The sequence below is a fragment of the Pseudomonas sp. genome (assembly GCF_030147005.1).
In the GTDB taxonomy this organism is placed as follows: Bacteria; Pseudomonadota; Gammaproteobacteria; order Pseudomonadales; family Pseudomonadaceae; genus Aquipseudomonas.
The window spans coordinates 23027-33827 of the sequence record NZ_JASLAW010000123.1; the positions used below are offsets into that span (position 1 = coordinate 23027).

Here is a 10801-nt window from a genome sequence, read left to right on the forward strand (position 1 = left end):
TCATGGCTGAGGTTTTGAACTTCGAGCACAACGGCATCACTGTGAATGCCACCGAATCTCCCGAGGCTATGGGTGGCCTGGGCGATAACGTCATCGGCCTGGTGGGTACCGCCCCCAACGCCCATGCATCGATCCCGAAAAACGCCCCGTTCCGCATCAACAGCTTCACCACCCAGGCGCTGCTGGACCCTAGCGGTACTGAGTCGGGCACGCTGTTCCAGGCGGTGTACCAGATCCTCAAAGTGGTGAAGGTGCCGGTCTATGTGGTCATTGTCGAAGAAGGCGCCACCCCGGCTGACACGATCAACAATGTGATCGGCGGCAACGACCCCGTCACGGGGCGCAAACTCGGCCTGGCTGCCCTGAGCAGCGTGCCGGAAGACCTAACCATCATCGGTGCCCCAGGCTTCACCGGCACCAAGGCCGTGGCCGGCGAGTTCGCCTCCTTCGGCAAGCGCATCAAGGCCCGTGTGGTGCTCGATGGCAAGGACGCTTCGGTCGCCGATCAAGTGACTTACAGCGGCGAACTGGGCGGTGCCGACCTGGGCTTCGACCGTTGCCTGCTGGTGCACAACATGCCGTCGGTGTATTCCAAGGCCGCGAAAAAGAACGTGTTTCTGTCGCCTTCCTCGTTGGCTATCGCTGCACTGGCCAAGGTCAAGCAGTGGGAAAGCCCAGGTAATCAGGTGACCTTTGCCGAAGACGTTTCCCGCGTCGTCGAGTACAACATCCTCGACACCTCCACCGAAGGCGACCTGCTCAACCGCTATGGCGTGAGCTACTACGCCCGCACGGTTCTCGGCGGTTTCTCGCTGCTGGGCAACCGTTCCATCACCGGCAAATTCATCAGCTACGTCGGTCTGGAAGACGCCATCAGCCGCAAGCTGGTCAAGGCCGGCCAGAAGGCCATGGCCAAGAACCTCACCAAGTCCTTCATGGACCAGGAGGTCAAGCGCATCAACGACTGGCTGCAAACCCTGGTGGCCGACGAAACCATCCCTGGCGGCAGCGTTTACCTGCACCCGGAGTTGAACAGCGTCGAGAAGTACAAGAACGGCACCTGGTTCATCGTCATCGACTACGGCCGCTACGCGCCGAACGAACACATGGTTTATCAACTCAACGCCCGCGATGAAATCATCGAGCAGTTCCTGGAGGACGTTCTCTAATGTTTACCAACCGAGTCAGACAGGCCATTGCGGCCACCCTTCAAGGCCTGCCGTTGTCGGCCACGGTCGATTCCTTTACGCCGCCGAAGATCGAGTTCGAGATGGACCAGATGACCGGCGGGCGCTTCATTGCCGAAGAGGTCGCCAAAAGCGCCAAGGCGCTGGGCGCAACCCTGGTACTGCAAGGGGTAGGTGCGCAAGTCCTGCTGGCGCTTGGCGTCACGCAGGGTGATGACATCCTGTTGAACGTGCGTGAAGCCGGCCAGGATCAGGATGGCAAGACCTACTTCACCTACCACACCGTGGGCGGCAAGTTGAAGTCTCTGAGCGAAACCGCGCTGACGATGAATGCCAAGCCCGTCACCACTCTGGAACTGTCCTGCCGCACCTACAACCGTCTGGAAAACGGTATCCCGGTGATCGACATCGATGTGCGCACCCAGAAGTTCGTGCTCAACGGCGTCGACATTCTCGGCGAAGCGCGCCGCGCTGTGCTGATGCCTTAAACCCCAGCGCACTCTGAAGCGAGCACGGTCAATGTGGGCGCTGGCTTGCCTGCGATAGCATCAACTCGGAACATCAAACACATCGAGTCGCTTGCATCGCAGTCAGGCCAGGCACCTACATGGACCGTACCCAGATTCGGATTTTCCGTGCAATTCAATATCGTTTATCAAGGAATTCCCCCATGGCCTGGATGCCTGCGCTACACATCCTGCTGTCCCCGATCACCGCCGACACTGGTGCCGTGATCGAGCAGATTCAACTAAAACCGTTGTTCTACGCGCCACAGAAAGAAGCCCTGGCGCGCGCTGGTGATGACGAGGATGACCAGTTTTTCGAACTGGCCAAGCTCGCCACTGGCCTGTCGGAAAAAGAACTCGACCAGCTCAAGCGTCCGGACTACGTCAGCATCGCGCAGTACGTACACGAGATGTCGACCCAGCCTGCATCTTTCTTTCTCGACCAGGCCGATGTGCCACGCGAATCGTCGACCTCCGAGCAGGTCGCGCTGCTGCTTCCGCTCCAAGCGAGCGGTCGCACGCTCACCCACGTCACCCTGGAAATGCCTGCCCTGCGCGCCACCAAGGTGATGAAAAAGCTGCCTTCCAACAAAGAGCGTGCCGAGTTCATCACCGCTCACTGTTCCGGCCTGATGATTCCGGATCTCGCCGGCCTGACCGTGCCCGACTGGACGGAACTGCAGGGGCGCATCGACGATTTTTTAAACAAACCGGCGGACTTCTTTCGGAACGCGACATCGAAGTGATCCTCGATGTAGTACCGCTGGTTTATTCGGTAAACGAAGCGGAAATCCTCGACTGGGACGCCGGGAAGGCATTGCGCCGCTACGACATCGCGATCAGTCGCCTTGGCGTTAAACAGGAGTAGAGCGGGATGGCAGACAGTAATAAAGAAGCCGAGTCAGCCATCGCCAAGGACGGCGTGATGATTCAGCGCTCACTTGCAATGGCGGGGGCGCAGGCCAGCCTCAATCCTATCGGACAAACGCTGGCGAGCCCGGTTGAGGCTGTGCCGGAGAATGCTGTGAACCTGGCATTGGCATTGGCCGATGCCAGCCTGCAGATCAATCATCTGGCCGAAGGCCAGGGGCGACTCGTGGAGACGCTCGAGCTGTTCAACGCTTCGTTGCTCAAAGTAATGGACGCCCGGCAAGCCGACGCCGTCGAGGCGGCGGGGGCGAGCGATACGAGCACCCACACGGTGGCCAACACGGGGACACGGTCGCAGGCACTGGACGCCGTGATGACTGACCTGGGCCAGCTGTTGCAACTTGAAGGACGCGAGCGCAAGTCAATGCGCGAAGCCAACCTCGCCATGGCGTCCGAGCCAATGGTGGCGGCCAGTGGCGCAAGCGCGGTGGATCTTGCGAAGGTCGAGTACGTTGCCGCCAAATCGGGTATCGGCAGTGAGCGGGTTGACGCTTCAGGCAATATCGACCAGGCCGGGCGACGGGAAGACCTGCAGCAGTTCGCCCGCGACGCCGCGATCATGGCTACGGCATTCAAAATCGACGTCAAGAATGCCGGCGAACTCATGGGTGGCTGGCGTGAATCAATGCACCTCGACCGTGCGCAGGCCCTGGATTTGGCCGACGCGACAAACGTGCTGGGCACGGTTGTCTCGCTCAAGGCCGAGTCGGCGGATATTGCGACGGTAGTGCAACGTAAGGGCGCTGCCGCGACGGAGGCCGGCATGAGCCCCGCGCAGGCAGCCGCGCTTTCGGCGGCGTTGCTCAGTGCAGGTAACAGCAAAGGGGCTGCCAGCCTCGGGCTGGAAAAAATCAGTGCCGCACTGGCTAAAGGCGATAGCGCCTCCCCTGGACAGCGCAGCGCCTGGGCAGCGCTCAAACTTGATCCCCAAGCAGTGGCCGGCGGGATGAAACAGGATGCAGCGCAGACACTGGTTACTGTGTTGGAGGCGCTCAAGTCGCAACCGGCCGAAAGGCAGGCGGCGCTCGCCACGCAATTGTTCGATGGTAACCAATCGATTCTGAGCCTTGTGCCGGTTATCGATAACGTGAAACAGGCCTTTTCGCTGGTGGCCGAAACATCCAGCTACGCCACCTCGGCGTTGGGGGATCACGGTTCTGTTCTGCGCCTGGCAGCGGTTCGCGCCGACTCCACCCAGGCACGCCGGCAAGCCTACGAGGCCAGTACGACACGCTTGGAAGCCGCTTCCGACACGGCTCTGGCGCCTATCGTGGATCCCTCGTTGACGGCGATGACCGGGTTGGTCAATGGCGTGGGGTGGTTGGCTGAAGCCCTGCCTCATGCCACCGCCGCCGTCACATTGGCAGGTGCTGGGCTGGGGGCGGTGATTTCCGGCGTTTTCGGTGCCGTTAAGGACAAAGTATTCGAAAAGGTCGCGGGGAAAATTTTGGGCGAAGGAGCCGCTGGCGGCGGTGCTGTCGACTCGTCCGCTCGGCCGCAGCAATCTCGGGGTAACGACGCACAAACAGGCCAGCGCACACAGGGTTCGGGGTCTGGTTCTGATCGCCCGCGCAAAACGTCGAAGGCAAGTAAAGTCGCCAAAGGAGCCTCGTTGGGACTGGTGTTGGCACAAGCCGGAGTCGATGTCACCACGGGTGCGCTGAACGGGAGTCTGGGTGAAGCGGTTGGCACCGGCGTGGGCTCGGTAGGCGGCGGCGTCGCCGGTGGTTTTGCCGGCGAGTTCGCCGGCATGGCGGTTGGCCGGGCTGTCGGCACGCTTGCGGGGGCAATGCTCGGTTCGGTTGTGCCGGGTGCCGGCACGGTGTTGGGCGGCGTGATGGGAGGCGTTGCCGGCGGTGCCGTCGGCAAGGTGGTCGGCGGCGCCGTGGGGACTTTCGTCGGCAGCGACGTTGGTGCCTGGCTGGCTGAAAAAGTGATGGGTTCCGAGGATCGCTTGCCGTCTCCCACGCAGGTCAGCAGCAACCTCAACAACCCTCAAGCCGATAACCGTCAAATCAACTTCGCCCCGCAAATCACTATCAACGCGCCGGAACAAGCCAGTTATCAGCAATTGGCGACGCTCGTGGTGCAACAAATCGAAGCGCAATTTACGCCGCTGTCGATGGACAACCTGCTGGCGACGCGACGTGGCGCAGCACTGACCGATGGAGCTGTGTAATGCGACAACAGATGGTGTTGGGCACGTTTATTTTCGGGCTGTCCCGCGGGTTCGTCTACGACACCCTTGATCGCGGGAGCACTGGTGGGTGGGTGAGCCTGGACATCATTGCCGGCAAACCCAAATCCAGCCAAGTGGGTCAGGGGCTTGAAACCCTGACATTTGGCGGCAAGGCGGCGCGTGCCAAGGGCATGGACCGCCTGGATGAGCTGCGTGTGCTGCAAGCCCTCCGGGCACCATTGCCTTTGGTGGACGGCTTAGGGCGTAACTGGGGCTTGTGGACCATCACGTCGATAAGCGAAAAGCAAACCAGCGTGATCGACGACGGTACGGCGATGGCGATCAGCTGGACGTTGGTATTGGGGGAGTTCGTCAATGCGTAGGGTCCGAAGTATTGCTGGCGACTCGGTGAACCTGCTGCTCTACCGAGAGCTGGGGCGTTGTGATGATGCCGCAGAGGAAGCGCTGTGGCGCTTGAATCCGGAGCTGGCGGAAAAGGGCGCGATATTGTCGGCAGGCGTCAGCGTGCTGGTGCCCGAATTGGCTGCGCAACCTGCCGCGAGCCGGCCGGTTTCAGCCTGGGATTAAGGAGCGATCATGGCACTTGGATTCACACCTGTAGTGGAGCTTTATGGCGCCAATGCCGCGTTGTTCAACGAGCGGCTATTGGAATGGGAACATATTGACACAGCGGGGTTCGTATCCGACCAACTGAAGTTGACCCTCGATATCGAGGGCCTAGAAGGGTTGCCTGACCTGGGCGGGAAAATCGGCTTGCGCGTTGGTTACCTTGAGTCCGGTCTGGCGGATAAAGGCGTGTTCAAAATCACGCAGCGTAAACCGTCGCTGTTTCCGATGCGCCTGGTTCTGGTGGCTACGGCGGCACCGTTCGACGAGCATGAATTCAAACAGCGACGCACCGCCAGCCATGGGCCGATAACCTTGGGTGCATTGTTTCGACAATTGACCAGCCGCTACGGACTTTCCCCGCGTGTAGCGCCTGAACTCGATCGCGAGCAGATCGCTCACATCGATCAGACCAATGAAAGCGACATGGCGTTTCTGACAAGGCTGGCCAAACGGTTCGATGCGGTGGCCAAGCCTATCGACGAGCTTTACGTGCTTGGGCGTAAAGGTCAGATCAAATCGTTGTCGGGAAAGGCACTGCCGGATGTGCAGTTGTCCGTCACCCGTGACAATCGTCCGGGTGATCACGCGTTCATCAGCGCCAGCTTCACCGAAACCAGCCGTGCCAAATACAACGGCGCGCAAACGTCCTGGTGGGATGCGGCGGCCGGCAAAAAGCATGTCGTAGAGGTGGGCATCGCACCGTTCAAGGTGGTGACGCAGCGCTACCAGAGCGAGGACGAAGCTCGCTCGGCGGCGCAGGGAGAGATGCGGCGTGTGGGGCGAGAAGGATTGCAGATCGATGTGGTGTGTCCTGGTAACCCGTCGTTGGCCGCTGAAGGGTTGTTGCTGCTGGACGAGTCGTGGCCTGGCTTTATGCAGGGGCGGTGGTCGATCAAGACGGTGACCGCCAATGGTAAACGAACCGGCGGCTACCGCTGCACGATCCAGGCCAGCGGTTTGTCGGTGTAGACACTTTTTCAGAGTAACCCCCATGTTGATTACCCTTACCCAGCTTCTGAATGTGATGCCTGGGGCCCGCCTTCGAGCGGGCATTTTTTTGTCCCCATTGAATGCCGCTTTCGCTCGATACGAGGTCAACACTGCGCAGCGCATCGCCGCCTTCCTCGCCCAAATCGGCCACGAGTCCGCCGAACTGCGCTATGTACGTGAACTGGGCAGCGATCAATACCTCAGCAAGTACGACACCGGCACCCTGGCCACGCGCCTGGGCAATACCCCGGAGGCCGATGGTGACGGCCAGAAATACCGGGGCAGGGGACTGATTCAGGTAACCGGACGGCGTAACTACCTATCGTGCAGCCAGGCTTTGTTTGGCGATGATCGCCTGCTGCAACAACCGCAGTTGCTGGAGCAACCGCAGTGGGCGTGTGAATCCGCCGCCTGGTTCTGGCAAAGCAATGGCCTCAATGAGCTGGCGGATAAAGGTCAATTCAACACCATTACCCGACGTATCAACGGCGGCCTGAACGGCCAGCAGGATCGCGTGCAATTTTGGGAGCGGGCGAAGGCGGTGCTATGCGTTTCCTAGGTGCGTTGCGATGGATCGGTATATGCCTGCTCATGGCGGTGGTGTGGCAAGTGCAGGCCTGGCGCTATGGTGCGCAGCTTGAGCGTCAGGCCGCTTCCCATTTGCAAGCGTTGAACCAGCAAAACCAGGCGGCGCTGAATCGGCAGAGGACGGAACAGGAAAAGCGCCTGGCCCTTGAGCAACAGCTCAACATCAGCGACCGACAATACACCCAGGAATTAACCAATGCCCAACATAACCAAGCTGCTCTGCGTGACCGCCTGGCCACTGCTGATGTGCGGTTGTCAGTCCTTCTCGACACCACCGATACCGCCAGCTGCGCGCCAGTGCCAGCCTGCGCCACCCCCGGCGGAGTGGTTCATGCAGCCCCACGAGCCCGACTTGACCCGGCGCATGCTCAACGAATTATCCGCATCACCGACGACGGCGATAACGCCCTGATCGCCTTGCGTGCCTGTCAGGCGTATGTGCGGGCTGTCGGGCGTTAGTCTCTTGATGCACTCTGGATCTTGCATGGTCGATGGGCTCCTGTAGGGTAGGCGAACCCCCCGCCCACTCATGGAGACGACCGTGAAGGAAATCACTCAACTGGCTGCCGAACTGGGCCGCCGTTTGCAGGTGCTCAATGCTCACGTTACTACCGCCGAGTCCTGCACCGGTGGCGGTATTGCCGAGGCCATTACGCGGATACCGGGCAGTTCTGCGTGGTTCGAGGCGGGCTATGTCACCTATTCCAACCGGCAGAAGGCTCGGCAATTGAACGTGCCGGAAAAGCTGTTTTCCAAAGTGGGCGCCGTCAGCCAGGAAGTGGTGGAGGCGATGGCCCGCGGCGCGCAGGAAAAAAGCCTGGCACGATTTGCCGTTGCGGTCAGCGGCGTGGCGGGCCCGGACGGTGGTTCGCCGGACAAGCCGGTGGGTACGGTATGGCTGGCGTTCGGCGTGGGCGATGAGGTTACGGCCGAGCTTGCGCACTTCCCCGGCAACCGCGATGAAGTCCGCCGACAAACGGTAAAGGCCGCGCTGGAGGGCTTGTTGCGACGAGCTGCAGCAGAAATAGAAAAACAGGGGTAGGCGATCTCCGATCTTTGTGGAACAATACTGTCTACTTATACAGGTGTTGGCCGTCAGGCCTTATTGATTACGTGAGGACTTTAATGGACGACAACAAGAAGAAAGCCTTGGCTGCGGCCCTGGGTCAGATCGAACGTCAATTCGGCAAGGGTGCCGTAATGCGTATGGGCGATCACGACCGTCAGGCGATCCCGGCTATTTCCACTGGCTCTCTGGGTCTGGACATCGCGCTCGGCATTGGCGGCCTGCCTAAAGGCCGTATCGTTGAGATCTACGGTCCTGAATCTTCCGGTAAAACCACCCTGACTCTGTCGGTGATCGCCCAGGCGCAAAAGATGGGCGCCACCTGTGCGTTCGTCGACGCCGAGCATGCTCTGGATCCTGAGTACGCCGGCAAGCTGGGCGTTAACGTCGACGACCTGCTGGTTTCCCAGCCGGACACCGGCGAGCAAGCCCTGGAAATCACCGACATGCTGGTGCGCTCCAACGCCATCGACGTGATCGTGGTCGACTCCGTGGCAGCGCTGGTGCCGAAGGCAGAAATCGAAGGCGAAATGGGCGACATGCACGTGGGCCTGCAAGCCCGTCTGATGTCCCAGGCGCTGCGTAAAATTACCGGCAACATTAAGAACGCCAACTGCCTGGTGATCTTCATCAACCAGATCCGTATGAAAATTGGCGTGATGTTCGGCAGCCCGGAAACCACTACCGGTGGTAACGCACTGAAGTTCTACGCTTCGGTCCGTTTGGATATCCGTCGTACCGGTGCGGTGAAGGAAGGTGACGAGGTTGTTGGTAGCGAAACCCGCGTTAAAGTCGTGAAGAACAAAGTAGCGCCGCCTTTCCGTCAGGCAGAGTTCCAGATTCTTTATGGCAAAGGCATTTACCTGAACGGCGAGATGATCGACCTGGGCGTACTGCACGGTTTTGTCGAAAAATCCGGTGCCTGGTATGCGTACAACGGCAGCAAGATCGGGCAGGGCAAGGCCAACTCGGCCAAGTTCCTGGCGGACAACCCCGATATCGCCGCCACGCTTGAGAAGCAGATTCGCGACAAGCTGCTGACCCCAGCGCCAGACGTCAAAGCCGCCGCCAACCGCGAGCCGGTTGACGAGATGGAAGAAGCCGACACTGATATCTGAAGCAATCGATGACTGTTGTACTGGATACACTCGTCGCCGTTCGGCGCACTGCGATGGACCTGCTCGCACGTCGCGAGCATGGTCGGGTCGAGCTGACGCGAAAATTGCGTCAGCGCGGCGCAGAGTCTGAAATGATCGAAACAGCTCTCGACCGGTTGACGGAAGAAGGGCTGTTGTCGGAATCGCGATACCTGGAAAGCTTTGTCTCCTACCGCGCGCGCTCTGGTTATGGCCCTGCGCGGATCCGTGAAGAATTGAGCCAGCGTGGCCTGCAACGTGCCGATATCGATCTCGCCCTGCGTGAGTGCGGTATCAGTTGGCAGTCTCAGTTAGAAGAGACTTGGCGCCGCAAATTTTCAGGTCATCTTCCTATCGATGCTAGAGAACGAGCCAAGCAAGGGCGGTTCCTGAGCTATCGTGGGTTTTCGATGGACATGATTAGTCGCTTGTTAAGCGGCCGGGACATGGACGACTGAATGCACAAAACGAAAGGCCCACTATGAAAATAGTGGGCCTTTTTTTTTGCCTGCAAAAATCACGCGGGCTGTGGCACAACTCGGTGTTGCGACTCGCCCTGAGGCTGCGCCCAGTTTTCCGGCAAGTTGATGTAATCCACCAATTCGCGCAGTCGTCCCTGGTCACGGCCATTGAAATTGAATACCAGCCGCGTCAGATGACTGAACCTCGGTTCGTCATGGTCTTCACCTGTGTAGGCAAGCTGCTGGAACGCTCCGCTTAGTCGCAGGCTGGCAAACTCATCCTGCAAATGGGCCAGTGCTCGATCACTGAGCGGATGATTCATGCGCACTACAAACTCACGCTTCAGCCAGCGCGTTGAATGGAAGTTGGCGTAAAAGCGGTTGATCTCGTCCACTGCATCTTCTGCGCTGTGCACCAGGCGTATGAGCTTGAGGTCGGTCGGCAGGATGTAGCGATTAGCCTCCAACTGGCTGCGGATAAAGTCCAATGCGCCTTGCCAGAACCCGCCGCCCGGTGCGTCCAGCAGCACCACCGGTACCAGCGGGCTTTTGCCGGTCTGGATTAGGGTCAGCACTTCGAGGGCTTCATCCAGGGTGCCAAAACCTCCTGGGCACAAGATCAGTGCGTCAGCTTCCTTGACGAAGAACAGTTTGCGGGTAAAGAAGAAATGGAAGGACAGCAGATTGTCGGTGCCGTCGATGGTCGGATTGGCGTGCTGTTCGAACGGCAGGGTGATGTTGAACCCCAGGCTGTGCTCCAGGCCTGCGCCTTCATGCGCCGCCGCCATGATGCCGCCGCCGCCGCCGGTGATAACCATCAGGTCGGAACGCGCCAAGGTCGCGCCTACCTCTCTGGCCAATGCATACAGGGGGCTTTCCAATGGCGTTCGTGCCGAGCCGAATACCGTAACCTTGCGCCGCCCCTTGAACTGTTCGAGCACCCGGAAGGCATGGTCCAACTCGCGGATGGCGCGCAATGTGATCTTGGCGTTCCAACGGTCACGGTCGTCCTGAGCCATGCGCAGCACGGTGAGGATCATGTCGCGGTATAAGGGGATATTCGAGCTGTTGGGGGCGATCAGCTGGAGTTGCGCGTCAACCTGCTGCGTGACGTCGGTGCCATTTTGT

At 59.8% G+C, this 10801-nt stretch carries 14 protein-coding genes; 13 read left to right on the plus strand and 1 reads right to left on the minus strand.

Annotated features, from left to right (window positions below):
- The first annotated feature begins 2 nt into the window (after positions 1-2).
- From Q1V60_RS11140 to recX, 13 genes are all read left to right on the plus strand, one after another.
- Positions 3-1169, plus strand: a complete 1167-nt coding sequence (locus Q1V60_RS11140) for a phage tail protein (protein ID WP_300630235.1) — start codon at positions 3-5, stop codon at positions 1167-1169.
- The gene (locus tag Q1V60_RS11145) at positions 1169-1675 is read left to right on the plus strand and encodes a phage major tail tube protein (protein ID WP_300630237.1); all 507 of its coding nucleotides are present in this window, start codon (positions 1169-1171) and stop codon (positions 1673-1675) included. The genes Q1V60_RS11140 and Q1V60_RS11145 overlap by 1 nt, the downstream gene beginning before the upstream one ends.
- 182 nt (positions 1676-1857) lie before the next feature.
- Positions 1858-2439 (plus strand): phage tail assembly protein, encoded by a 582-nt coding sequence (locus Q1V60_RS11150; protein WP_300630238.1) that lies wholly within the window; start codon positions 1858-1860, stop codon positions 2437-2439.
- Positions 2436-2561, plus strand: a complete 126-nt coding sequence (locus Q1V60_RS11155; RefSeq protein WP_256657658.1) for a hypothetical protein — start codon at positions 2436-2438, stop codon at positions 2559-2561. Before Q1V60_RS11150 ends, Q1V60_RS11155 begins: the two co-directional genes overlap by 4 nt.
- Before the next feature lie 6 nt (positions 2562-2567).
- Positions 2568-4802 (plus strand): phage tail tape measure protein, encoded by a 2235-nt coding sequence (locus Q1V60_RS11160; RefSeq protein WP_300630243.1) that lies wholly within the window; start codon positions 2568-2570, stop codon positions 4800-4802.
- Positions 4802-5185: a phage tail protein gene (locus Q1V60_RS11165; protein ID WP_300630245.1), complete on the plus strand. Its 384-nt coding sequence runs from the start codon at positions 4802-4804 to the stop codon at positions 5183-5185. The genes Q1V60_RS11160 and Q1V60_RS11165 overlap by 1 nt, the downstream gene beginning before the upstream one ends.
- A complete protein-coding gene (locus Q1V60_RS11170) occupies positions 5178-5390 on the plus strand; it encodes a tail protein X (protein ID WP_300630246.1) in 213 nt (70 codons plus the stop codon). Before Q1V60_RS11165 ends, Q1V60_RS11170 begins: the two co-directional genes overlap by 8 nt.
- A gap of 9 nt (positions 5391-5399) precedes the next feature.
- A complete protein-coding gene (locus Q1V60_RS11175; protein WP_300630248.1) occupies positions 5400-6401 on the plus strand; it encodes a contractile injection system protein, VgrG/Pvc8 family in 1002 nt (333 codons plus the stop codon).
- Positions 6402-6423: 22 nt separating this feature from the next.
- A complete protein-coding gene (locus Q1V60_RS11180) occupies positions 6424-6981 on the plus strand; it encodes a glycoside hydrolase family 19 protein (protein WP_300630250.1) in 558 nt (185 codons plus the stop codon).
- Positions 6969-7469, plus strand: a complete 501-nt coding sequence (locus tag Q1V60_RS11185) for a lysis system i-spanin subunit Rz (RefSeq protein ID WP_300630251.1) — start codon at positions 6969-6971, stop codon at positions 7467-7469. The genes Q1V60_RS11180 and Q1V60_RS11185 overlap by 13 nt, the downstream gene beginning before the upstream one ends.
- 82 nt (positions 7470-7551) lie before the next feature.
- On the plus strand, positions 7552-8052 hold the full coding sequence (locus tag Q1V60_RS11190; RefSeq protein WP_300630253.1) for a nicotinamide-nucleotide amidohydrolase family protein: 501 nt from the start codon (positions 7552-7554) through the stop codon (positions 8050-8052).
- 83 nt (positions 8053-8135) lie between these two features.
- Positions 8136-9194 (plus strand): recombinase RecA, encoded by a 1059-nt coding sequence (recA, locus tag Q1V60_RS11195; RefSeq protein WP_005785454.1) that lies wholly within the window; start codon positions 8136-8138, stop codon positions 9192-9194.
- Between the two features lie 8 nt (positions 9195-9202).
- A complete protein-coding gene (recX, locus tag Q1V60_RS11200; RefSeq protein ID WP_300630256.1) occupies positions 9203-9670 on the plus strand; it encodes a recombination regulator RecX in 468 nt (155 codons plus the stop codon).
- A gap of 59 nt (positions 9671-9729) precedes the next feature.
- Here the strand turns inward: recX and Q1V60_RS11205 are convergent.
- Positions 9730-10801, minus strand: a 1072-nt coding sequence (locus Q1V60_RS11205; protein WP_300630258.1) for a TIGR00730 family Rossman fold protein, incomplete at its 5' end; no start/stop codon positions are given.

Bases quoted from the DNA above. Each gene is read 5' to 3' on its own strand.
- Q1V60_RS11175 (WP_300630248.1), top strand. From the start codon at position 5,400: ATGGCACTTGGATTCACACCTGTAGTGGAGCTTTATGGCGCCAATGCC.
- Q1V60_RS11165 (WP_300630245.1), top strand. From the start codon at position 4,802: ATGCGACAACAGATGGTGTTGGGCACGTTTATTTTCGGGCTGTCCCGC.
- Q1V60_RS11185 (WP_300630251.1), top strand. From the start codon at position 6,969: ATGCGTTTCCTAGGTGCGTTGCGATGGATCGGTATATGCCTGCTCATG.
- recX (WP_300630256.1), top strand. From the start codon at position 9,203: ATGACTGTTGTACTGGATACACTCGTCGCCGTTCGGCGCACTGCGATG.
- Q1V60_RS11150 (WP_300630238.1), top strand. From the start codon at position 1,858: ATGGCCTGGATGCCTGCGCTACACATCCTGCTGTCCCCGATCACCGCC.
- Q1V60_RS11145 (WP_300630237.1), top strand. From the start codon at position 1,169: ATGTTTACCAACCGAGTCAGACAGGCCATTGCGGCCACCCTTCAAGGC.
- recA (WP_005785454.1), top strand. From the start codon at position 8,136: ATGGACGACAACAAGAAGAAAGCCTTGGCTGCGGCCCTGGGTCAGATC.
- Q1V60_RS11140 (WP_300630235.1), top strand. From the start codon at position 3: ATGGCTGAGGTTTTGAACTTCGAGCACAACGGCATCACTGTGAATGCC.
- Q1V60_RS11160 (WP_300630243.1), top strand. From the start codon at position 2,568: ATGGCAGACAGTAATAAAGAAGCCGAGTCAGCCATCGCCAAGGACGGC.
- Q1V60_RS11180 (WP_300630250.1), top strand. From the start codon at position 6,424: ATGTTGATTACCCTTACCCAGCTTCTGAATGTGATGCCTGGGGCCCGC.
- Q1V60_RS11170 (WP_300630246.1), top strand. From the start codon at position 5,178: ATGCGTAGGGTCCGAAGTATTGCTGGCGACTCGGTGAACCTGCTGCTC.